Here is a 22,735-nt window from a genome sequence, read left to right on the forward strand (position 1 = left end):
TCCTGCGACGGTTCGGCCCATCCCTTCGCAACTGCTTAGGCTCCTGCGACAGTTCGGCCCATCCCTTCGCAACTGCTTAGGCTCTTGCGACAGTTCGGGCCCCTCCCTTCGCAACTGCTTAGGCTTTTGCGAAGGCAGCGCACGTGCGCAGAGGGAGAGTCGGGTCGGGTCAGGCGAAGGGGAGGTCCTCGGTGAGTCGCTCCGCCTCCTGCCTCGCGGCGAGCTCGGCGCCGGTCTCATCGGCCTCGGGGGTGACCTCGTGCGCCTGGATGCGGCCGGCGGCGATGTCCTCGGCCCAGTGGCAGGCGACCTTGTGACCGCTGCCCGCACCGTCGATGTCGACGACCCGCAGCTGCGGCCGCTCGGTGTCGCACAGCGACTCCTGGCGCCACGGGCACCGCGTGTGGAAGCGGCACCCCGACGGGGGGTTGGCCGGTGACGGGAGGTCGCCGGTGAGCAGGATCTGCTCACGGGAGTCCTCGACGACCGGGTCCGGCACCGGGATGGCGGACAGCAGCGCACGCGTGTAGGGGTGCAGGGGAGTGGTGTAGAGGTCGTCGGCGTCGGCCTCCTCGACGATCCCGCCGAGGTACATCACCCCGACCCGGTCGGAGATGTGGCGGACGACGGCGAGGTCGTGGGCGATCACGAGGTAGGTCAACCCGTAGCGCTCCTGCAGGTCGGACAGCAGGTTGATCACCTGCGCCTGCACGGAGACGTCCAGGGCCGAGACCGGCTCGTCGGCCACGATCAGCTCCGGCTCGACGCTCAGGGCCCGCGCGATGCCGACGCGCTGGCGCTGACCACCGGAGAACTCGTGCGGGTACTTCTTCAGGGCGGCCGTGGGCAGGCCCACGTCCTTCAGCAGCTGGCGCAGGCGGGGGCCGGCGTCCTTGGCGTCCTTGACGATGCCGTGGGCGCGCATCCCCTCGACGAGCAGCGCCTCGACGCTCTGTCGTGGGTCCAGGCTGCCCATCGGGTCCTGGAAGATCATCTGCAGGTCCCGCCGTCGACGCCGCAGCTCCTCGCCCTTGAGCGTGCTGATCGCCTCCCCGTCGAAGGTGACGGTTCCCTCGGTCGCCGGCTCGAGGTGCAGGATCGCCCGCCCCAGGGTCGACTTGCCGCAACCGGACTCGCCGACGAGACCGTAGGTCTCACCCCGTCGGATCTGCAGGTCGACGCCGTCGACCGCGTAGACGTGCCCGACGACGCGGTCGAAGATCACTCCCTTCGTGATGGGGAAGTGGACCTTGAGATCGTGCACGTCGACGAGCACGTCGCCGTCCTCGTGCTCGGGACCGGCGGCTCTCGTCGTGGCGTCGGTGCTCATCGGACCTCCTCGGTCGTGGCGCCCTCGGCGGGCGAAGGGGTGCCGGCCAGCGGGTTGAAGCAGCGCAGCGCCCGGTGGTCGTCGGTGACCGCGAGGTCGGGGGTGACCTCCAGGCAACGGTCGATCGCGTTGGCGCACCGGGGGGCGAAGGCGCACGAGCTGGTCCACGGCAGGTTGTCCGCGACCGACCCCGGGACGGGGTTGAGGCGTGCACCCCGGTCGCCGTCGAGGCTGGGGACGCTGGCGAGCAGGCCCCCGGTGTACGGGTGGCGGGGCTCGGCGAAGAGCGCATGGCGCTCGGCGCGCTCGACGAGGCGTCCGCCGTAGAGGACGTTGATCTCGTCGCAGAGGCCGGCGACGACCCCGAGGTCGTGGGTGATCATGATCAGCGCCGTCCCGGTGTCCTCCACGAGGTCACGCAGCAGCGCCAGGATCTGCGCCTGGATCGTCACATCGAGTGCCGTCGTCGGCTCGTCGGCGATGAGCAGGCGGGGCTCGCAGGCGAGCGCCATCGCGATGAGGGCGCGTTGCCGCATGCCGCCGGACAGCTGGTGCGGGTAGTCGGTGAGACGACGGTCCGGGTCGGGGATGCCGACCTTGTCGAGCATGTCCCGGGCGCGCGGCTTGGCAGCCCGGCGCGACAGGCCCCGGTGCCGCTCGAGGACCTCGCTGACCTGACGGCCGATCGGCACGACGGGGTTCAGCGAGGACAGGGGGTCCTGGAAGATCATGCTGATCTCCCGGCCCCGCTTCGCCCGCAGCTCCTTCTCCGGCATCGCGAGCAGGTCCTGGCCGTCGTAGGAGACCGTGCCGGTGACCTCGTTGCCGTGCGGGGGCAGCAGGCCCATGATCGCCAGGGAGGTGACCGACTTGCCGCAGCCCGACTCGCCGACGAGGCCGACGGTCTGGCCCGGCCGCACGTCGAAGCTGAGCCCGTCGACGGCGGCGAAGGATTCCTGGTTCCTGCGTCCGAAGGAGACCGTGAGGTCCCGCACGGACAGCAGGGGCTCTTGGGAGTGGGTCGTCGTCATGGTGGTCACCGTCGGCTCTTGGGGTCGAGTGCCTCGCGCAGCGACTCACCCATGAGGGTGAAGCCGAGTGCGACGACGATGATGCACGCCGCCGGGTAGAACGCCAGGTGGGGGTTGTCGTAGATGTACTGCTGGGCCTGGCCGAGCATCTGGCCCCACTCGGGCTGGGAGTCGTCGGGGTTGCCGAGGCCGAGGAAGGACAGGGCGGCCGCATCGATGATCGCGGTCGCGAGCACGAGCGTCGACTGCACGATGACCGGGCCGAGGGAGTTGGGCAGCATGTGCCGCAGCACGATCGCCCGACGGCGGACACCCAGCGCCCGCGCCGCCAGGACGTGGTCCTTGCTGCGCTCGGCGAGCATGGAGCCGCGCAGCAGGCGGGCGAAGATCGGGACCTGCACGGCGCCGACGGCGATGATCACCGTCCACTGGCTGGGCTCGGCGGCGATGACGGCGATGGACATCGCGAGCAGCAGCGAGGGGATCGAGAGCATCACGTCGACGACCCGCATGACCACCGAGTCGACCCACCCGCCGAAGGCACCGGCGATGGTGCCCAGGAGGACGCCGCCGGTGAGCCCGCCCAGGGTGGCCAGGACGCCGACCATCAGGGTCTGGCGGCTGCCGATGAGCAGCCGCGAGAGCAGGTCGCGTCCCTTCGGGTCCCCACCGAGGGGGTGGCCCGGCTGCGGGTCGGGGACGGGATTGGTCTGCTGGCTGATCTGGTCCTTGAGGATCCACTCGGCCGGGTCGTGCGGGGCCAGCAGCGGCGAGATGGTCGCGAGCACGACGAACACCACGGTGATGCCCAGACCGAGCAGGAAGATCGGGTTGCGGCGCAGCCGGTGCCACGCCGAGGCGATGAGCGACACGCCGGCGCCCTCGTCGATGGCGCCCGCCTCGTCGACGGTCGCCGTGGTCGTACCGCTCGCGGCGAGGTCGTCGATGCGTTGCTTGCGTCGCGCGCCGGGGCCCCGTCGGGGGCCGTTGTCGGACGAAGTCATCAGGGCCTCACTCGGGGGTCGATGAGCGCGTAGAGGATGTCCACGAGCAGGTTCACCAGGACGTAGGCGATGGCGGCCACGAGCACGATGATCTGGAGCACGGGGTAGTCCCGCTCACGGAAGGCCTCCTCGAGGGCACTGCCGACGCCACCGAAGTTGAAGACGGTCTCGGTGAGCACCGCGCCGGACAGCAGCAGTCCCATCTGCAGACCGACCGCGGTGACCACCGGCAGGAGGGCGTTGCGCATGACGTGGCGACCGCGCACGACGCGGTGACTCAACCCCTTCGCCTGCGCGGTGCGGACGAAGTCCTCGTCCAGGACGTCCAGGACCGACGCCCGGGTGATCCGGAAGATCATTGCGAAGGGGATGGAGGCGAGGGCGATCCCGGGAAGGATCAGGTGCTTGAAGGAGTCCCAGACGGCGTCCCACTCCCGGGTGAGGATCCCGTCGAGGACGAAGAAGCCGGTCACCGAGGTCGCGTTGCCGATGCTCTGCCGGCCGGAGACGGGCAGCCAGCCGAGCTCCACGGCGAACCAGTACTTCAGCAGGAAGGCGAGGAAGAAGACGGGGACGGCCACCCCGACGAGCGACCCGAGGATCGAGGCGTTGTCGATGACGCCGCCGCTGCGTCGGGCCGAGAGGTAGCCCAGGGGGATGGCGAGGGAGATCGCGAGCACGAGGGCGACGACGCTCAGCTCGATCGTCGCGGGGAAGCGCTCGAGGAAGATCTCCAGCGCCGGCCGGCCGGTCTGGACCCCCGTGGAGACGCCGAAGTCACCCTGGACGGCCCGCTGGAGGAAGTGCAGGTACTGCACCGGGATGGGGTCGTTGAGGCCGAGTGCCTCGGTGAGTGCCGCACGCGACTGCGGTGTGGCGCGCTCGCCGAGCATCGCGGAGACGACCCCGCCGGGCAGGGCGCGGAGCCAGGCGAAGAGCAGGATCGACAGGACGAAGACGACGAGCACCAGCTGCATCAGCCGTCGGACGATGAACTTCAGCACAGGGAGTGACCTCGCTGTCGGCGGGGCTCGGGGCCGTCGTGACCGTGATCGGTCACGACGGCCCCGAACCGCCGGTGATGGGTGGAGGGCGTGTCTAGCTGGGGCCGCTCACTCGCCGCCGACGGTGACGGTGTCGAAGTGCTCGGCCGTCAGCGGGCTCGTGACGAGCCCCTCGACGTCCTCGCTGACCACGATGGCCGGCGGGGAGTGCGAGATCGGAGCGCCGGGGACGTACTCCTCGGCGATCTTCTTGTTCAGCTCCTCGTACTTGGCGGCGCGCTCCTCCTCGTCGACCGTGCCGTCGGCCTCGGCCAGCTCCTCGGCGAGCTGCTCGCCGTACCCGGCCTCGACGGTGCCGAAGTCGTTGGCCGACGCGTTGCCGAAGAAGGTGCCGACGAAGTTGTCGGCCGAGTCGTAGTCACCCGTCCAGCCGAGCAGCCAGGCGTCGTACTGACCGGCGTCGACGTTGTCGAGGTACCCGCCGTTCCACGGCTTCGTCGTCGCCTTGACGGTGATGCCGGCCGCCTCGAGGTTGTTGGCGATGGCCTCGTGGATCTTCTGCGGGTTGGGCATGTACGGCCGGGACACCTGGCTCGGGTAGGCGAACTGCAGCGTGAGGTTCTCCGCGCCGGCCTCCTTCAGCAGCTCCTTCGCCTTGTCCACGTCGTGCGGGTAGGGCTCGAGGTCACTGTTGTACCCCTTGACCGCCTCGGGCATGAACTGCGACGCCGCGCTCGCACCCTCGGGCAGCTGGGAGCTGACGAGGCTCTCCCGGTCGATCGCGTAGTTGATCGCCTGACGGACCTTGACGTCCTTCAGCTTCGGGTTCGACTCCGGGTTCAGGCCCAGGTAGAGGATGTTGAAGGGGTCGCGGATCTCGACCTTGTTGCCGGCCTCCTCCAAGCCCTGCCAGTCCACGGGGTTGGGCAGGTCGTAGCCATCGATGCTGCCGGCCTCGAGCTCCTGGCGACGGGTCGACTCGTCGGGGATGATCTTGAAGACGATCTTCTCGGTCTTCGCCTTCTCGCCCCAGTAGTCGTCGTTGCGGACGAGGGTCACGGTCTTGTTGGCCTCGTCGTACTCCTCGAAGAGGTACGGGCCGCTGCCGACGGGGTTCTTCGAGTTCTCGGGGTAGACAAAGCCCTGCCCCTGCGTCTTCACGTTGTTCGCGTTGCCCTCCTCGAGGGCCTTGGGCGACTGCATCGCGAAGGAGGAGAGGGAGAGCAGCGCGGGGAACTTCGAGGTGGCGCGCTTGACCGAGATGACCACGGTCTGCTCGTCCTCGACCTCGCAGCCGTCGTAGAGGGAGTCCTCGCCGAAACCGCCCGTGCTGTAGGCCCAGTACTCGGCCGGGCCGGACTGGGCGGCCTCGTTCTGGTTGGCCATCCGCTCGAAGTTGGCGCAGACGGCCTCGGCGTTCAGCGGCTCACCGTCGCTGAACTGCACCCCTTCGCGCAGGGTGAAGGTCCAGTCCTTGCCGTCCTCGCTGGGCTCCCACTCGGTGGCCAGGCCGGGACCGAGCTCGGCACTGCCGGGCTTGACCTCGACGAGGCCCTCGAAGATCTGGCGGGTGATGCGGAAGGTCTCGCCGTCGGTGGCGTAGAAGGGGTCGAACACCTCGGGGGCGCCCGCGGCGCCGAAGGTGAAGGTGCCGCCGCCCTCTCCGCCGCTGCCACCGGAACCGTCGCGCTCGCTCTCGGCGCAGGCGCTCAGGGTCAGGGCCACCGCGGCGGCCGCAGCCAGCGGAGCTGATTTCCTCATCGACATGTGATCCTCGCTTGTCGTGCCGGCCCCGGGCAGGACTGCCCGGAGAACCCCCGTGTGACGTGACGCACACACGGGTTGACCCGGCAATCTAGCGGCAATGGTCGGCTGGTGCGCCGTCAGCGGGTCACCTTTACCGGAGTGATACCGCGTGTGCGGACCAGCCCGCGACGAAGGGGGAAAACCCTCACCTGCCGGGCCGGTCCGGCCGCGCCATTTGGGGCATGGGTGCGCGTCCTGAGAGAATCCCACCCATGCCCCTGACTTTCCGCCGCGACATCCGCAATGTCGCCATCGTCGCCCACGTCGACCACGGCAAGACCACCCTCGTCGACAAGATGCTCTGGCAGGGGGGAGCCTTCGGCGAGCACGACCACGTCGACGAGCGGGCCATGGACAGTGGTGACCTGGAGCGGGAGAAGGGCATCACCATCCTCGCCAAGAACACGGCGATCCACTACAACGGTCCCTCCGCGGCCGCCCACGGGGCACCCGACGGCGTGACGATCAACATCATCGACACCCCCGGTCACGCCGACTTCGGTGGCGAGGTCGAGCGCGGACTGTCCATGGTCGACGGGGTCGTCCTGCTCGTCGACGCCTCCGAGGGGCCGCTGCCGCAGACCCGCTTCGTCCTGCGCAAGGCGCTCGCGGCGAAGCTGCCGGTCATCCTGGCGATCAACAAGGTCGACCGTCCCGACAGCCGGATCGCCGACGTCGTCGACGAGGCCTACGAGCTGTTCATGGACCTCGACGCCGACGAGGACCAGATCGAGTTCCCGATCGTCTACACCTCGGGCAAGGCCGGCGCGGCCAGCATGACGCGACCGGACGACGGCACGCTGCCCGACAACGGCGACCTGGAGCCGCTGTTCCGCACGATCATGGAGACCATCCCGGCCCCGTCCTTCGAGGACGACGCCCCCCTCCAGGCGCACGTCACCAACCTCGACTCGAGCAACTTCCTCGGTCGGCTCGCGCTGCTGCGCGTCTTCAACGGCGAGCTGCGCAAGGGCCAGCAGGTGACCTGGTGCCGCCACGACGGCAGCCAGCAGAAGGTCAAGATCACCGAGCTGCTCATCACCGAGGGCCTGGAGCGGGTGCCGATGGAGACCGGCACCGCCCGCCCGGGCGACATCATCGCCATCGCCGGCATCCCCGAGATCATGATCGGCGACACCATCGCCGACGCCGAGAACCCGATCCCGCTGCCGGTCATCACCGTCGACGAGCCGGCCATCTCGATGACCCTCGGCACCAACACCTCCCCGCTCGTCGGTCGTGGACCGACGAAGGGCACCAAGGTCACCGCGCGCATGGTCAAGGACCGGCTGGACAAGGAGCTCGTCGGCAACGTGTCGCTGCGCGTCCTGCCCACCGAGCGCCCCGACACCTGGGAGGTCCAGGGCCGCGGTGAGCTCGCGCTCGCGATCCTCGTCGAGCAGATGCGGCGCGAGGGCTTCGAGCTGACCATCGGCAAGCCGCAGGTGGTCACCCGCGAGGTCGACGGCAAGGTCCACGAGCCGGTCGAGCGCCTGACGATCGACACCCCCGAGGAGTACCTCGGCGCGATCACCCAGATCCTGGCCGCCCGCAAGGGCCGCATGGAGCAGATGACCAACCACGGCACCGGCTGGATCCGCATGGAGTTCCTCGTGCCCTCGCGCGGCCTCATCGGCTTCCGCACGGAGTTCCTCACCGAGACCCGCGGCACCGGCATCGCCCACCACGTCTTCGAGGGCTACGAGCCGTGGTTCGGCACGATCACCACGCGCGTCTCCGGCTCCCTCGTCGCCGACCGGTCCGGCCCGGTCACCTCCTACGCGATGGTCAACCTGCAGGAGCGCGGCACGCTCTTCACCGAGCCGGGCACCGAGGTCTACGAGGGCATGATCATCGGCGAGAACTCCCGCGCCGACGACATGGACGTCAACATCACCAAGGAGAAGAAGCTGACGAACGTGCGCGCGTCGTCGGCGGACAACTTCGAGAAGGTCGTCCCTGCCCGCCGCCTCAGCCTCGAGCAGTCGCTGGAGTTCTGCCGCGAGGACGAGTGCGTCGAGGTCACCCCGGACGCCGTGCGCATCCGCAAGGTCGAGCTCGATCACACGATGCGCGCCCGCAGCGCGGCCCGGGCCCGCAACTCCTGAGGAGGTCGGCGCCGATGCGGCGCTCCACGCGTGGCACCCTCGCTGTCCTCACCTCCCTCGCTCTGGCGGGGGCGGTGGGGTGCTCCAGCGACCTCGTGAGCGGCCTCGCCGACTCCAGCAGCAGCTCCGACACGTCCACGGCCTCCGGGAGCGTCACCGGGCCGGACGACCGGCTCACCGTCCTGGCGGCCGGGCCGGTCCGGGCGTGGGACCCGCAGCGCATCACCGACCGCCGCGCGGCCGGCTTCGCCTCACGCACGTGGATGCGCACGCTCACCGCCTACCAGCCCGACTCTGCCCTGTCCGCGCAGCGCACCATCTCCGGGGACCTCGCCAGGGGAACCGGTGAGCCGAACGATGACGCCAGCAGGTGGACCTTCTCCCTGCGGGACGGGGTGACCTGGCAGGACGGCTCGACGATCACCTGCGAGGACGTGCGCCACGGGGTGGCCCGCTCCTTCGACCCCGAGGTCTCCTCCAGCGGCTACGCCCTGACCTACCTCGACATCCCCAAGGAGTCCGACGGGTCCTCCACCTACCCCGGGCCCACCGGCAAGGAGGGGCAGTCGAAGAAGGCGCGGACGCTGATCGACGAGGCCGTGGAGTGCCCGGACCCCTCGACCGTCGTCTTCCACCTCTCGCAGCCGGTCGGCAACTTCGACGAGATCGTCTCCCTCCCCGAGTTCGCCCCGGTCAAGGCGGACCAGGCGGAGAAGGGGGCGACCTACCGCGCGTACTCGTCCGGGCCGTACATGCTGCAGGACGGGTGGACCCCGTCCAAGGGCGGCACCTGGGTGCGCAACCCGGAGTGGAAGCCGACGTCGGACCCCCTTCGCCGGCCCGGCCCCGCCTCGATCGTGCACAAGGAGGGCGTGGCGCCCAAGGAGGCGCTGAGCACGATCATCGAGGGGAAGGACGGCGGACGCACTCTCGCCCTCGACCCGATGCCCCCGGCCCTCGACGAGGCGATCCGCGAGGCGGGGCCGCTGGTGCAGTCCGTGGACACCGACGGCCAGCTCGTCGACTACCTGGCCGTGAACGCCGAGAGCAAGGCCCTGCAGTCGTCCGACGTCCGCCGGGCGCTCGCCGCGGCGACCGATCGCGAGGCCTACGCTGCGAGCATGGGCACTGGCAGGGCGACGTGGTCCCTCCTGGGGACCGCTCTCCCCTCGGCCCACGAGACCGTCCTCGACCACGGCCCCCAGGGCAGCACCGAGGCGGCGAAGAAGCTGGTCTCGAAGGCCGACGTCGAGACCCCGATCGAGCTGACCCTGGTCCACCGCGACACCGAGGACCTGGCTGCCGCGCTCGAAGAGCTCCTGCCGGGCTGGAGGGCGGCGGGCTTCGACGTCACGCTCGAGCCGGTCGACGAGGAGGAGTACTTCACGACGATCTCCTCGCGCTCGACCGTCGAGGAGCACGACCTCGTCTGGGCCAACTGGGGGCCGGACCACCCGTCGGCGGCGACCGTGCTGCCCCCGCTCTTCGACGACCGGGTGAACCTGTCGAAGAAGTCGGTCGGGCGTGACTACGGGCAGTACGCCGACAAGGAGATCAACGAGGCCATGGACGAGGCGACCGGCACCCGCGACGACCCCGACCGTGCCGAGGAGTGGGCGACGATCGACACCGAGCTGCTCGAGGACGTGGCCTACCTGCCGCTGAGCCAGAGCCGACTGACGCACGTCGCCGGGTCGGAGGTCACCTCCTTCGTCGCGAACCCCGTCTACGGCGGGATCCCGGAGCTGGGACTGGTGGGGGTGACGCAGTGAGCGCCCGCCTGCTGTTCGTCCACGCGCACCCGGACGACGAGTCGTTGGCCACCGGGGTCGCGATCGCCCACCACGTCGCCGCCGGTGACGAGGTGCACGTGCTCACCTGCACCCTCGGGGAGCAGGGCGAGGTCATCCCGCCCGAGCTGGCCCACCTCGACGCCGACCACGAGGACACCCTCGGCGAGTACCGACGTGACGAGCTGCGGGCCGCGATGGCCGCGATCGGTGCCCGTCACCGCGTGCTCGGTGAGGAGCTGACGAGCGGGCGGACCTCCCGCTGGCGCGACTCCGGCATGGCCGGCACCGCCGGTGCGGAGCACCCGCGCGCATGGGTGCGCGCGGACGACGAGGTGGCCGTCGAGGCCGTGTCCGAGGTGATCACCGAGATCGCTCCCGACGTCGTCGTCACCTACGACGCCCACGGCGGCTACGACCACCCCGACCACATCCGCACCCACGAGGTGACCCGGTGGGCGGTCGCGGCCCTGCCCGAAGGGGGCCGGCCCGATCTCTTCGGGACGTTCACCCCGCGGTCCTGGGCCGAGGAGGACCGGCAGGTCCTGACCACCGTGACCGGTCTGCGCGACCTCGGCTGGAGCCTGCCGACGGGGGAGTTCCCCCCTTCGGTCGTCGACGACGAGGTGGTCACGCACGCCGTCGTCGACCCCGACGCCGTCGACCAGCAGATCGCCGCCCTGCGGCACCACCGCACGCAGGTCACGCTCGGGCCCGAGCGGACCTTCGCCCTGTCCAACGACATCGCCGCCCTCCTGTCCGGTCGGGAGGGCTATGCCCGCCTGGACCCGGGCACGGGGCAGCCCCTGGCGGGCGACGGCGGGCCGCGCGGGACGTTGGTGCAGCGATGAGCGGCCTGGAGGACACGAGTCTGCGCTTCGCGATGGGGCACTTCGCCACCGGGATCGCGATCGTCACGACGCTCGAGGACGGCCACGACCACGCGATGACCGCCAACTCCATCACCTCGGTCTCGCTCGAGCCGCCGCTCGTCCTGGTCTCGGTCCGCAACGACTCCGGCTGGCTGGAGGCCGTGGACTCCTCGGGTGTCTGGGGGGTCTCCCTGCTGCCCGAGTCCGGGCGCCCGGCGGCGAGCTGGCTCAGCACCGGCGGTCGGCCGTTGTATGGTCAGCTGTCGCAGATCCCGCACCACCGGGGGGAGCTCGGTGTGGCACTCGTCGATGACGCGTTGGCCACGCTCGAGTGCCGGACCCATTCCAGGCACGTGGCGGGCGACCACACGATCGTCGTCGGCGAGGTCGTGGCCAGTCGTGCCGACGCCCGTCGGGACGACCCCCTGATCTACTACCGCAGCCGCTACACGAGCACGAGGTGACCGCATGACCCACGACGAGACCCGCACGGACGGGGATGAGCACGGCCGGGGCGGCCGGCGCCTCTGGGCCGCCGTCGGCTTCGTGCTCCTCGTCGTCGTGGCGCTCTACGCCGCGGCGGCGGTGTACTTCAGTGACCGCGTGCCCGGTGACACCACGGTCGGGGGCGTCTCCGTCAGCGGCATGACCCAGGCGCAGGCCCGCACGGCGCTGCGCGAGGGCCTTGCGGAGGAGGCTGCCGAGCCGGTCGTCATCATGGTCGACGGCAAGGAGCGGACCATCGACCCCGCCGACGCCGGGCTCTCCCACGACTACGAGGCCTCCCTCGAGGGCCTGACCGGCTTCAGCCTCAACCCGATGGACCTGTGGGCGCAGGCCACCGGGGACATCCACCGCGACGTCGAGGTCGACATCGACGAGGAGCAGCTCTCCGCGGCCGTCGACGAGGCGACCAAGGGCATGGACACCGAGCCCGTCGAGGGCAGCGTGGCGCTCGAGGGCGCGACCGTGCAGACCAAGAAGTCGAAGCTGGGTCTGAGCGTGCAGCGCGACGAGCTGACCGAGGCCATCGCCGACGGTTGGCCGGACCAGCACCAGTACGAGGCACCGATCACCCGGCCCGAGCCGGAGCTGCTGCCGGAGGAGATCGACGCCTTCGTCGAGGACGAGCTCAGGCCGCTCGTCGCGGGCCCGGTGACGGTGAAGGCCTCCCGACCGGACGGTGGGAACGTCTCCTTCGAGGTCACCCCCGAGCAGCTGGCCACGGCCGTCTCGGTGACCAAGGAGGAGGGCACGCTCGCCACGAAGGTCGACGAGGCCAAGGCGCGTGAGGCCGCCGCCACCGCAGCGAGGGACTCGGGGAAGTTCCCCGACGCCCGGGACGCGGTGGTCACGCGGTCCGGCTCGGGCTTCGACGTCTCGCCCTCACGCACCGGTCTGACGCTGGAGACCGAGGGCCTGGGCGCCGAGGTCGTCGAGGCGATGGGCAAGAACGGCGACGAGCGGGTCGCCACGGCGTCGGTGACGACGACCCAGCCGGAGCTGACCACGGAGAAGGCCAGGAGCACCCTGCCGAAGGAGACCATCTCCAGCTTCACGACGTACCTGCCGGACAACCCGGTCCGCACGGCCAACATCAGGCTGGCGGCGCGCACCCTCGACGGCGCGTACGTCGCGCCGGGGGAGACCTTCTCCCTCAACGAGCGGCTGGGCGAGCGCACCGCGGCCAAGGGCTACAAGCAGGCCGGCGTCATCTACAACGGCCGGTTGGCCAAGGACTACGGCGGCGGCATCTCCCAGCTGTCGACGACGCTGTTCAACGCCGTCTTCTTCTCCGGGGCGAGGATCGAGGAGTTCCACCCGCACTCCTTCTACATCTCGCGCTACCCCGAGGGGCGCGAGGCGACGATCTCCTGGCCGAACCTCGACAACCGCTTCACCAACGACACCGGCGCCGGCATCCTCATCAACGCCTCGGTCAGCGGCAACGAGGTCACCGTGAGCTTCTCCGGCCGCAAGAAGTATGACGAGATCAGGGCCGACAAGAGCCCCCGGCGCAATGTCGTCGAGCCGGAGCGGATCACCGACGACAGCGAGAAGTGCGTGCCGCAGTCGCCCAACCCCGGCTTCACCGTCGACATCACCCGGTCGTTCATCCAGAACGGCAGCACCGTGAAGTCCTCGTCCTTCACGACCGTCTACGACGCCGCCGACCACATCGTCTGCACGGGCTGACGGACCCCTCGACGGGTGTGCCCGCCGGGGGGCACGGTGGTCTCAGGAGTACTCGTAGGCCAGCACCGGTCCGTCGACGTGGACCGGCACGACCTCACCGACCTCGGGCGTGCGTCGCCCGGTGACCCGGACGGTGACCTCGGTGCCGTCGACGAGCGCGACCCGCACGAGCGCGTGGGCACCGTGGTAGCGCGTGTCCAGCACGGTGCCGTGGGCGCAGGCCGGGGCATCGGTGAGGGTGAGGTCCTCCGGGCGGACGACGACGTCGACGACCGCCGAGGAGGCGAAGGGGGTGGCCCCCGCCGGGGTGTGCACGACACCGAGGGCGCAGCTGATCCCGCCGTCCGCGGGTCGGCCCGGCAGGCGCACGACGTCACCGAGGAAGGCGGCGTCCCGCACGTCCACGGGGGACTCGTAGATCTCCCGGGGCGTGCCGACCTGGCTGAAGCGACCGTCGCGCATGATCGCGACCTGGTCGGCGAAGGAGAGCGCCTCCTGCTGGTCGTGCGTGACGAGGATCGTGGTGGCCCCGGCCTCCGCGAGCGCCCGGGCCACGGCCTCCCTGGTGCTGGCGCGCAGCGCCGTGTCCAGGGAGGAGAAGGGCTCGTCGAGCAGGACGACGCGGGGGGAGAGTGCCAGCGCACGCGCGAGTGCCACGCGTTGCTGCTGGCCACCGGAGAGCTGGTCCGGGCGCTTGGTCGCGACGTCGCCGGGGAGGCCGACGAGCTCGAGCAGCTCGCCGACGCGCTCGCGCCGGCGGCGGGCCGCCCGGGGCATGCCGAAGGTGATGTTGCCGCCGACGTCCAGGTGCGGGAAGAGGCCGCCGTCCTGGCGCACGTAGCCGACCCCGCGCCGCTCCGGGGGCACCGCGCGGCCGTTGCCGGCCACGAGCTGCTCGCCGACGCGGACGGTGCCCGCCTCGGGGGCGAGGAAGCCGGTGATGACCCGCAGCAGGGTGGTCTTGCCGCCACCGGAGGCCCCGAGGACGGCCGTCGTGGTGCCGCTCGGCACGGTGAGGTCGATGTCCCGCAGGACGGGCACGCCGCCGTACCCGACGCGGACGCCGTCGATCTGGACTGTACTCATTGCTCGATCCCACTCTGTCGGAGCATCAGGACGGTCAAGGGCGCGGACAACAGGATCATCATCGCCGCGTAGGGGGCCGCACCCACGTAGTCGAACTCGTCGCTGGCGGCCCAGAAGGCGGTGGCCAGCGTCGAGGTCCCCGTCGGGGCGAGGAGCAGGGTGGCGGTCAGCTCGGTGGCGGCCGCGATGGCGACCAGGGCCGCGCCGGTGAGCACGGACGGCAGCATCAGCGGCAGCACGACACGGCGGAAGGCGCCCACGGGTCCGGTGCCCAGGGAGCGGGCGGCCTCGCCCAGCTCCGGCGGCGCCGCGGCCAGCCCGGCGCGCAGGGAGATCATCGCGCGGGGGATGAAGAGGATCGTGTAGCCGAGCACGAGGATGAAGGGGCTCTGGTAGATGCCCGGCAGGTAGCTGACGGTGATGGTGATCATCGCCAGGCCGATGACGGCGCCGGGCAGGGAGCTGGCGACGTAGGTGGCGCGCTCGAGCAGCATCGTCCACCCGGTGCGGCGGCGGCTCAGCAGCCACGCTCCCGGGAAGGCCATGGCGGTCGCGAGCGCGGCCGCGGCGAGGGCGAGCGAGACCGACGAGCCGGTGGTCAGCAGCAGCGAGGGGCGGGGGAAGGCATCGGTGCCGGGCGTCGTGAGGTGGGCGAGCAGCCACCGTCCGACGGTGGTCACCGGGACCACGAGGGCGATGACCACCACGAGCCCGAGGGCGGCGGTGGCGATCGGGGACCACCGGCCGAGACGGACGGGGTCGGCGCGACGGTGCACGCCCCGGCCGACCCGGGAGGTGCGGGCGGTGCCGCGCAGGAGGTGCTCGAAGGTGAGCACGGTGAGGCACAGGAGGGTGAGGACGAGCGCGAGCAGGCTGCCCCGGTGGCTGTTGAAGCTGACCTCGTACTGCACGAGGATCGCGGTCGTGAAGGTCTGGTAGCGCATCATCTCGAGCACGCCGAACTCCGCGAGGAGGTGCAGCGCGACCAGGAGTGCGCCGCCGCTCGCGGCCGGGCGCAGCCGGGGCAGGACCGTGCGCCACCAGGCGGCGAAGGGGGTGGCCCCCAGGGCGCGGGCGTCCTCGACGGGTGCGGCGTCCAGGTCGCGCAGGATGGCGGCGACGGGGAGGTAGACGAAGGGGAAGTACGCGGCGGTCGTCACCAGCGCCGCACCCCCGAGGCCGTCGAGCCCCGGCCAGATGGAGATCCACGCATAGCTGGCGACGAAGGCGGGGACCGCGAGCGGAGCGCCGAGCGCCACCCGCCACACCCCGGCGAAGGCCAGGTCGGTGCGCTCGACGAGCCAGGCCGCGCCCACGCCCAGGCCGAGGCACGCGGGCACGGTGACGAGCACGAGCACGACCGTGTTGCCCAGCAGCTCGCCGACGTGGGGCCGCAGCAGGTAGTCCAGCGCCGCGCGGGGCGAGGCGGCCATCCCGTCCGCGGCCACGACTGCGATCGGGAGCAGCGTGACGGCCGCGACGAGGATCGCCGCGGCCGTCACGAGCTGCTTAGAGGATCCCGGCATCCGTCATCATCTGCGTGACCTTCTCGGACTCGAGGTCGACGGGGTCGATGGCCGGGGCCTCGAGGGACTCCAGCGTCGGCAGGTCGGGGTCGGAGGTCGCGCCCTTGGCGACGGCGTACTCCTTGGAGCCGCTCGTCTCGAGGACCTTCTGACCCTCGTCCGAGAGGATGTAGGCGATGAACTCCTGCGCCTTCTTGGGGTGCTCGGCGTTCTTGAGCACGCCGGCGGCGGAGAGGCTGACGAAGGCGCCGGGGTCGCCGTTCTTGAAGTAGTGCAGCTTGGTGTTGCCCGAGCCCTCCTGGGTCTCGGCCTGGTCGCGGTACCAGTAGTAGTGGTAGATGACGCCCATCGGCACCTCGCCGGCGTTCACGGCGTTCATCGTGGCGACGTTGTGCTTGTAGATCTCTGCGTTCTCCTCCAGGCCCTCGAGCCAGGCGGCGGTCTTCTCCTCGCCCCGGTCGGCGAGCATGCCGGCGACGATGGCCTGGAAGTCGGCGCCGGTGGCACCGGCACCCCACATGCCCTGGTACTCGGGCTTCTGCAGGTCCATCAGCGACTCGGGCAGCTCCGACTCGGCGATCTCGTCCGGGTTGTAGACGAGGACGGTCGAGCGTGCCGCGACGCTGGTCCAGTCGCCGCTGGAGGGGCGGCGGTCCTCCGGGACGAGCTGCAGCGTCGAGTCGTCGACGGGTGCGAGCAGGTCGTTCTGCTCGACGAGGGTCATCGCCGGGCTGTTCTCGGTGAGGAAGACGTCGGCGGGGGACTCGGCGCCCTCCTCGACGATCATGTGCCCCATCGAGGCGTCCTCGCCGGGGCGGATCTGGGTCTCGATGCCGCTCTGCTCCTCGAAGCCCTCGGCCCACGCCTTGGTGAGGTTGTCGTGCTGGCTGGAGTAGATCTGCAGCGCGTCCGGGTCTGGCGAGTAGCTCTCGCCGGCACCCCCGCACGCGGACAGTGCCAGGACCGTCGAGGTCAGGGCGGAGGTGATCAGGGTGCGGCGACGCATGGGGTGTCCTCGGGGTGTCGGTTGCGGGGCGTGGTGGGGGCGATGGCCTCGGTCAGGGCGCGCGTCGGGGGGTGCAGCAGGGCCCAGGTCGCCACGCCGGCGGCGAGGCACAGCACGAGCGCGAGGAGGCCGTTGTCGATGTACGGGTAGATCCGGAACTGGACGAGGTAGATGTGCAGCGACGCGGTGGCGAGCAGGCCGGTGAGCGGTGCCAGCAGCCGTGGCATCGGGATCCGCGGGACGAGGGCGAGCACGACGACCGCGGCGAGCACGGTGGCCCCGCGCGTGGGGTCGAAGAAGAAGCCGACCATGCCGACCGCGGTGAGGGCGAGAGCGGCCAGGCGCTGTCGTCGGGTCCTGGCCACCCCGAGCGCCATGCCGACGGCGAAGAGCCACAGGACGCTGCCGGGAAGGCCGCTGATCGACCCGGTGGGGTCGGGGATGAGGAGGTAGCGCGGGACGAGCGCGAGCCCGGCGAGCCCCATGCTCCAGGCCCACGGGGAGCGCAGGTAGGTGCGCCTGATCGCGGGCACCGCCATCAGGGCCAGGACGAGCACGATGCACGCGAGCAGCGCCTCGATGAACCACAGCTGTACCCGTGGGCCGTCGCTGACGACGGTGCCGACGAGCCAGTTGACGAGGAAGACGTTGGCCCAGTCGTAGCCTCCTCCGGCCAGGCGCACCGCGAGGGCGACGAGCACGGAGGGGACGACGAGCGCGACGACGGCACGGGTTCCTCGTCGGCGGTGCTCCGCCGGGTCGGACGAGACGAGGGTGAAGCGGGCCATGGCCCAGCCGGCGACGACGAGGAGGGTGTGGGCCCCACCCGGCCAGCTGACCAGCCCGATGTGCGAGGCGCAGATGGCCAGCACCGCGGCGGCGCGCAGCACCACGGGGGTCTCCAGCCAGCTGATGGCACCGGTCCGTCCGCTGGTGGTGCGGGCGAGCTCGGTCAGCGGTACCCGGTGCCAGTCGGCGGGGAGTGGCCCGAGGACCTTCTCCAGCCGGACCGATGTCTGCACCAGGCTGTAGGAGTCGCCGCCGAGCTCGGTGAAGGAGCGGTCCGCGTCGATGTCGTCACGGCCGAGGGCGGAGGCGACGATGTCGACGGTGGCGCCCAGACGGTCGCCGTCGGCCGTGTCGTCCGCCCGCTCGGCGTGGTCGAGGGCGTGGCGACGGCAGCCGGCCCGGTCGGTCTTGCCGTTGGCCAGCCGCGGCAGCCCGGCGATCGGGGCGACGACGACGGAGCCGGGCTGCAGGCCCGAGGCGTCCGCGGCGAGGTCCCGCACCTCGCGTGCACTCTCCCGCGTGCCGGGTGCGCCGGGGTCCGCCACGAGCGTGACGAGGAGTCGCTGGGCATCGGCGGTGACGACGACGTCGTGGCCGCTCGCCGTGATCGCCGCGCAGACCTGCCCGAGGTCGATGCGCAGGCCCATGACCTTCGCGACCTGGTCGCGCCGGCCGACGATGCGCACGAGCCCGTCGTCACCGATCCGGCCCAGGTCGCCGGTGCGCAACTCGGTCACCATCCGGCCGAGCGCGAGCTCGTCGGGGTGCTCTGCGTAGCCGAGCATCACCCCGGGGCCGGTGAAGACGAGCTCGCCGACCTCGTCGGTCCCGCCGGGGACGTCGTGGTCGATCCGGAAGGAGGAGTCCGCGATCGGCGCTCCGACGGAGTCGGGGTGGGCGAGGACGTCGCGGCCGTGGAGGACCGCCATCCGTGCGGTCGCCTCCGTCTGCCCGTACATGACGGCCAGCTGCCACCCCTTCGCCCGCCCGGTCTCGGCGATCTCGGTGACGCGGTCGGGGTCCATCGCGCCGCCGGCCTGGGTGACGAGCCGCAGGCCCGGCAGGTGGCCGCGCAGCCGGGACCCGACGAGGTCGAAGGTGTGCGGGACCCCGGCGAAGAGGGTGGCGCGGTGCTCGGCCTGCAGCCGCCAGAAGCGCTCGTCCGTGACCGAGTGGTCGGTGAGCACGACACTGCCGCCGACGAGCAGGACGCTGTGGAGCACCGACAGGCCGTAGCAGTAGTGCAGGGGAAGGGAGGTGATCGCCCGGTCGTCGGCGTCCAGCTCGAGGGCGGTCGCGATGCCGTGGGCATTGGCGGCGAGGTTGTCGTGGGTCAGGCGCACGAGCTTGGGGCTCCCGGTGCTGCCCGAGGTGGACAGCAGCAGCGCCAGGTCGGGGTGGAGGAGGTGCTGTGCGTCGGGGGAGAGCACCTCGACGTCGGCGCCGGCGAGGCGCACGTCGGGGCCGAACCGGTCCGTGACGGACGTGGCCTGCAGGGCCTGCGGCCCGGTCACCAGCGCGACGTGGCCGGCCGCGAGGACGGCAAGGTACCCGACGACGTCGTCCAGGTGCTCGGTCAGCGGCAGGTGGACCAGCCGGCGGCCGGTGGCCACGTCCGGCAGTCGCTCGACCACGGCGGCGACGCGCACGGCCAGCTCGTCGTGGGCGAGCGTGCGCTCGGGCGTGATCAGCGCGGTCGAGGTGCGCGTGGGGTGCAGGAAGGGAACCGCCCACCGGCTGCCGCTCGTGGGAGCCGGGACCGGCATCTCGTGCAGCTCCGCGAGCAATGACATGAGGTTTGCCTATCCTTGGTTCTGACGGCGAAACAGTACCGCGCCCCACCACCCGGAGGAAACATGGCCGTGCCAGATGGTCAGGTCGTGGACCTGTGGTGGGCCGACCTGCGCTCTGCGGACGCGCGGCTGTTCCCCCTCCTCGACGATCTCGAGGTCGAGCGCCTGGAGCGGATGGATCGTGCGGCGGACCGCGGTCGGTTCGTCGTCGGGGCGCTGCTGCTGCGGGTCGCCGTCGCGGCGGCCACGGGGGTCGACCCGCGATCGGTCACGGTCGAGCGCACGTGCACCGACTGCGGTGCAGCCCACGGCGCGCCCCGTGTCGCAGGAGCGCGGGTGAGCGTCGCGCACGCCGGTCCGCTCGTCCTCGTCGGGACGGCGGACGTCGCGGTCGGGGTCGACGTCGAGTCCGTCGACCGGGGTGACGACGTGGCGCGCTGGGTCACGCGGGAGGCGGTCTCCAAGGCAGGCGCCGAGCCGCAGGCGCCGGTGACCTCCCTGATGGTCCAGCCGCCACTGCCCCGGTACCTCGCGGCACTCGCCCGCGCCGGTCCGGAGCAGCCGGTGATCGTGACCCACGACGTCGCCGAGTCCGCCGCGGCCCTCGAGCAGCTCGCCGCGGGCAGGTGGCCCTGACGTCGCAGGAGCCCGGGCACTTGCGAAGGGGGAGGCCCCGGTGGGTTGCAGGAGCCTAGGCTTTTGCGGAGGGAGAGGCGCGTTGGGCGAGGTAGACGTAGTCGTGGTGCTGCTGCATGCCCAGGCCCCGGTAGAGCTGCTGGGCGGCCTCGTTGGACGGCTCGACCTGCAGATAGGTCAGCGAGGCCCCGGCGTCGCGGGCCGAGCGCGCGGCCGCGAGCGTGAGCCACCTCCCGACGCCGCGGCGGCGGTGCCCGGGCGCCACGTGCAGGCCGAAGATCCCCGCCCAGCCATCGGCGAGGGCGACGCGGACGACGCCGGCGGTCCCCCCTTCGTCGTCCTGCGCGGTGAGGAAGACCTGCCGCGGCGGCAGGGCGAGGATCTCGCGGGCGGCGTCGAGGTGCTGCTGCACGCGCGGCGGGGAGCCGGCCAGCCAGGTCTCGTCCACGTGCTCGCCCGAGTGCAGGGTCAGGCCCTGCGGAGCCGGGGCGGACCCGGTCAGGAGCGTGTCGGTGCGGCCGGTGAGGACGTCGACGGGCTGGCCCTCGGTCCAGCCGCGCTCGAGCAGCAGCCGGCCGAGCGGGTCGTCGCCGGTGGTGGCGCCACGGGGGCGGGGGAGCATGACGAGCGGGGTGAGGTCGCGCTCGGTGTACCAGGCGGTGACGGCGTCGACCGCGTCGGGGAGCGGCAGCCCGGGGTCGCCGACGGGGAGGGCGGAGTTGGAGCGGCCGGTCCAGCCGTGGCCGGCGCGCAGCAGCCAGCCTGCGCGCTCCTCGCCGAGCCAGGCCCGGGTGCTGCCGGGCTGCCCCTTGGTCATCACGAGGTGGAGGTCCTCGATCGCGATGGCCCGGTGGGGCGCACCGCGACGGGTCGGCCGCGGTGGGATGGCGCGGGTGGCGACGACGAGGTCGCGGCGCAGGGTGACCTCGCCGGTGCGGGTGGTCATCCGCACGCTCTCCTCGTCGAGCGCGGCGATCTCGCCGACGGTGTCGGTCAGCTGCGGTCCGTCGGCCGGTGGCGGCTCGATCCGGGTGCGCACGACTGCCCTGGACCCTGTGGTGAGACCCCGGAACAGTTCGCTCATGGGGGCACATAGTATGGGTCGCATGACGTACGTGATCGCGCAGCCCTGTGTGGACCTCAAGGACAAGGCCTGCATCGAGGAATGCCCCGTCGACTGCATCTACGAGGGCAAGCGCAGCCTGTACATCCATCCCGACGAGTGCGTCGACTGCGGCGCCTGCGAGCCGGTGTGCCCCGTGGAGGCGATCTACTACGAGGACGACACCCCCGAGGAGTGGGCCGAGTACTACAAGGCCAATGTCGAGTTCTTCGACGACCTCGGCAGCCCCGGCGGTGCCGCCAAGATGGGCATGATCGACAAGGACCACCCGATCATCGCCGCCCTCCCCCCGCAGGAGCACTCGGAGTGACGACAGGGCTGCGAGGATCCGAGGAACGAGGCCCGCAGCAGCCCGTGGAGTCGCGACCGACAGCTCGAGTGATCCAGTAGTGGACCTACCCGACTTTCCCTGGGACTCGCTCGCGCCTGCCAAGGAGCGGGCGAGATCCTTTTCGTCCGGCGACCCCGCCCTGGGTGAGGGGATCGTCGACCTCTCGGTCGGGACCCCCGTCGACCCCGCCCCGCAGGTCGTGCAGGACGCGCTGGTCGCGGCCGCGAACGCTCCCGGCTACCCGCAGACGTGGGGGACGCCCGACCTGCGCGAGGGCGTCGCCGCGTGGTTCGCCCGACGCCGTGGGGTGCCCGATCTCGATCCGGACGGTGTCCTGCCGACGATCGGTTCCAAGGAGCTGGTGGCCTGGCTGCCGACCCTGCTCGGTCTCGGTGCCGGTGACGTCGTCGGCTTCCCGACCGTGGCCTACCCGACCTACGACGTGGGCGCCCGCGTCGCCGGGGCCACGTCCTTCGCCGCGGACGCCACCACCGCCTTCGGCCCGACGACGCCGTCGAGCGCGCCGAGGCTGCTGTGGCTCAACAGCCCGAGCAACCCCACCGGCAAGGTCCTGGGCGTCGAGCACCTGGCCAAGGTCGTCGCCTGGGCACGCGAGCGGGGCGTCGTCGTCGCCTCCGACGAGTGCTATGCCGAGCTGGACTGGCGCTCCGAGGAGGAGCGCGGCCAGTCCTACGCCGAGCTGCCGACGACACCGTCGATCCTCGACCCGCGCGTCAACGGCGGCTCCCACGAGGGGCTGCTCGCCGTCTACTCCACGTCCAAGCAGTCCAACCTCGCCGGGTACCGGGCGGCCTTCGTCGCCGGCGACCCGACGCTGGTGGGGCGCCTGCTCGAGGTGCGCAAGCACGTCGGGATGATCGTGCCGTGGCCGGTCCAGCGCGCCCTGCTCGCCGCGGTCTCCGAGGACGAGCACGTCGCGGCCCAGCGGGAGCGGTACCGGGCCCGGCGCGAGGTCCTGCGTCCGGCCGTCGAGGACTTCGGCCTGCGGATCGACGACTCCGACGCCGGGCTGTACCTGTGGGCCAGCGCGGACGAGCCCTGCCGGGTGACGCTCGACCGGCTCGCCGAGCGCGGGATCCTCGCCGCGCCGGGTGAGTTCTACGGCCCGTCGGGCCAGCAGCACGTACGCATCGCGCTCACCGCCACCGACGAGCACATCGCCACCGCGGCCGCACGCCTGTCCGCGCAGCGGTAGGGGCGACGCCTCCCACCACCCCCGTCCCACACCTCGTACCCGCGTGGTGACCGGGCCCACGGCTGAGGTAGTTTCGGGGAAGAATCGC

At 71.5% G+C, this 22,735-nt stretch carries 18 protein-coding genes; 8 read left to right on the forward strand and 10 right to left on the reverse strand.

Annotated elements, in window-relative coordinates; all coding sequences use genetic code 11:
* Window positions 1–169: 169 nt before the first annotated feature.
* The 5 genes from PVE36_RS03465 to PVE36_RS03485 form a co-directional block, all read right to left on the reverse strand.
* Entirely contained in the window at window positions 170–1,330 is a 1,161-nt protein-coding gene (locus tag PVE36_RS03465) for an ABC transporter ATP-binding protein (RefSeq protein WP_277454593.1), read from the reverse strand.
* Window positions 1,327–2,361, reverse strand: coding sequence for an ABC transporter ATP-binding protein (locus PVE36_RS03470; RefSeq protein WP_277454594.1), 1,035 nt, complete (start codon window positions 2,359–2,361; stop codon window positions 1,327–1,329). The genes PVE36_RS03465 and PVE36_RS03470 overlap by 4 nt, the downstream gene beginning before the upstream one ends.
* A 5-nt stretch (window positions 2,362–2,366) precedes the next feature.
* Window positions 2,367–3,365 carry an ABC transporter permease gene (locus PVE36_RS03475; protein ID WP_277454596.1) on the reverse strand — a complete coding sequence of 333 codons (999 nt, stop codon included), beginning with the start codon at window positions 3,363–3,365 and terminating at the stop codon, window positions 2,367–2,369.
* Window positions 3,365–4,369 (reverse strand): ABC transporter permease, encoded by a 1,005-nt coding sequence (locus PVE36_RS03480; protein WP_277454598.1) that lies wholly within the window; start codon window positions 4,367–4,369, stop codon window positions 3,365–3,367. The genes PVE36_RS03475 and PVE36_RS03480 overlap by 1 nt, the downstream gene beginning before the upstream one ends.
* A gap of 108 nt (window positions 4,370–4,477) precedes the next feature.
* Entirely contained in the window at window positions 4,478–6,136 is a 1,659-nt protein-coding gene (locus tag PVE36_RS03485) for an ABC transporter substrate-binding protein (protein WP_277454599.1), read from the reverse strand.
* Between the two features lie 251 nt (window positions 6,137–6,387).
* Between PVE36_RS03485 and typA the strand changes: the two genes are divergently transcribed.
* Genes typA through PVE36_RS03510 form a run of 5 tightly spaced genes read left to right on the forward strand, consistent with a single transcriptional unit; the run spans window position 6,388 to window position 13,141 of the window.
* On the forward strand, window positions 6,388–8,283 hold the full coding sequence (gene typA / locus PVE36_RS03490) for a translational GTPase TypA (protein ID WP_277454600.1): 1,896 nt from the start codon (window positions 6,388–6,390) through the stop codon (window positions 8,281–8,283).
* Between the two features lie 14 nt (window positions 8,284–8,297).
* Window positions 8,298–10,055 carry an ABC transporter substrate-binding protein gene (locus tag PVE36_RS03495; RefSeq protein WP_277454601.1) on the forward strand — a complete coding sequence of 586 codons (1,758 nt, stop codon included), beginning with the start codon at window positions 8,298–8,300 and terminating at the stop codon, window positions 10,053–10,055.
* Complete coding sequence (mshB, locus tag PVE36_RS03500) at window positions 10,052–10,924, forward strand: N-acetyl-1-D-myo-inositol-2-amino-2-deoxy-alpha-D-glucopyranoside deacetylase (RefSeq protein WP_277454602.1); 873 nt, start codon at window positions 10,052–10,054, stop codon at window positions 10,922–10,924. Before PVE36_RS03495 ends, mshB begins: the two co-directional genes overlap by 4 nt.
* Window positions 10,921–11,409, forward strand: coding sequence for a flavin reductase family protein (locus PVE36_RS03505; protein WP_277454604.1), 489 nt, complete (start codon window positions 10,921–10,923; stop codon window positions 11,407–11,409). Before mshB ends, PVE36_RS03505 begins: the two co-directional genes overlap by 4 nt.
* 4 nt (window positions 11,410–11,413) lie before the next feature.
* Entirely contained in the window at window positions 11,414–13,141 is a 1,728-nt protein-coding gene (locus PVE36_RS03510) for a VanW family protein (protein WP_277454605.1), read from the forward strand.
* Window positions 13,142–13,183: 42 nt separating this feature from the next.
* Here the strand turns inward: PVE36_RS03510 and PVE36_RS03515 are convergent, their stop codons facing one another.
* Genes PVE36_RS03515 through PVE36_RS03530 form a run of 4 tightly spaced genes read right to left on the reverse strand, consistent with a single transcriptional unit; the run spans window position 13,184 to window position 19,341 of the window.
* The gene (locus tag PVE36_RS03515; RefSeq protein WP_277454606.1) at window positions 13,184–14,227 is read right to left on the reverse strand and encodes an ABC transporter ATP-binding protein; all 1,044 of its coding nucleotides are present in this window, start codon (window positions 14,225–14,227) and stop codon (window positions 13,184–13,186) included.
* Window positions 14,224–15,753, reverse strand: a complete 1,530-nt coding sequence (locus PVE36_RS03520; protein WP_277454607.1) for an ABC transporter permease subunit — start codon at window positions 15,751–15,753, stop codon at window positions 14,224–14,226. The genes PVE36_RS03515 and PVE36_RS03520 overlap by 4 nt, the downstream gene beginning before the upstream one ends.
* Window positions 15,737–16,759 (reverse strand): extracellular solute-binding protein, encoded by a 1,023-nt coding sequence (locus PVE36_RS03525; protein ID WP_277454609.1) that lies wholly within the window; start codon window positions 16,757–16,759, stop codon window positions 15,737–15,739. The genes PVE36_RS03520 and PVE36_RS03525 overlap by 17 nt, the downstream gene beginning before the upstream one ends.
* On the reverse strand, window positions 16,741–19,341 hold the full coding sequence (locus PVE36_RS03530) for an AMP-binding protein (RefSeq protein ID WP_277454610.1): 2,601 nt from the start codon (window positions 19,339–19,341) through the stop codon (window positions 16,741–16,743). Before PVE36_RS03530 ends, PVE36_RS03525 begins: the two co-directional genes overlap by 19 nt.
* Window positions 19,342–19,404: 63 nt before the next feature.
* Here PVE36_RS03530 and PVE36_RS03535 point away from each other — a divergent pair, with 63 nt between their 5' ends.
* Window positions 19,405–19,977: a hypothetical protein gene (locus PVE36_RS03535; RefSeq protein ID WP_277454611.1), complete on the forward strand. Its 573-nt coding sequence runs from the start codon at window positions 19,405–19,407 to the stop codon at window positions 19,975–19,977.
* Window positions 19,978–20,032: 55 nt separating this feature from the next.
* Here PVE36_RS03535 and PVE36_RS03540 read toward each other — a convergent pair whose 3' ends face one another.
* Window positions 20,033–21,061 (reverse strand): GNAT family N-acetyltransferase, encoded by a 1,029-nt coding sequence (locus PVE36_RS03540; protein ID WP_277454612.1) that lies wholly within the window; start codon window positions 21,059–21,061, stop codon window positions 20,033–20,035.
* Window positions 21,062–21,083: 22 nt separating this feature from the next.
* Here PVE36_RS03540 and fdxA point away from each other — a divergent pair, with 22 nt between their 5' ends.
* Window positions 21,084–21,410: a ferredoxin gene (fdxA, locus tag PVE36_RS03545; RefSeq protein ID WP_277454613.1), complete on the forward strand. Its 327-nt coding sequence runs from the start codon at window positions 21,084–21,086 to the stop codon at window positions 21,408–21,410.
* Window positions 21,411–21,489: 79 nt separating this feature from the next.
* Complete coding sequence (gene dapC / locus PVE36_RS03550; protein WP_277454614.1) at window positions 21,490–22,647, forward strand: succinyldiaminopimelate transaminase; 1,158 nt, start codon at window positions 21,490–21,492, stop codon at window positions 22,645–22,647.
* Window positions 22,648–22,735 lie beyond the last annotated feature (88 nt).

This window comes from Janibacter sp. DB-40 (assembly GCF_029510815.1).
Lineage (GTDB): Bacteria > Actinomycetota > Actinomycetes > Actinomycetales > Dermatophilaceae > Janibacter.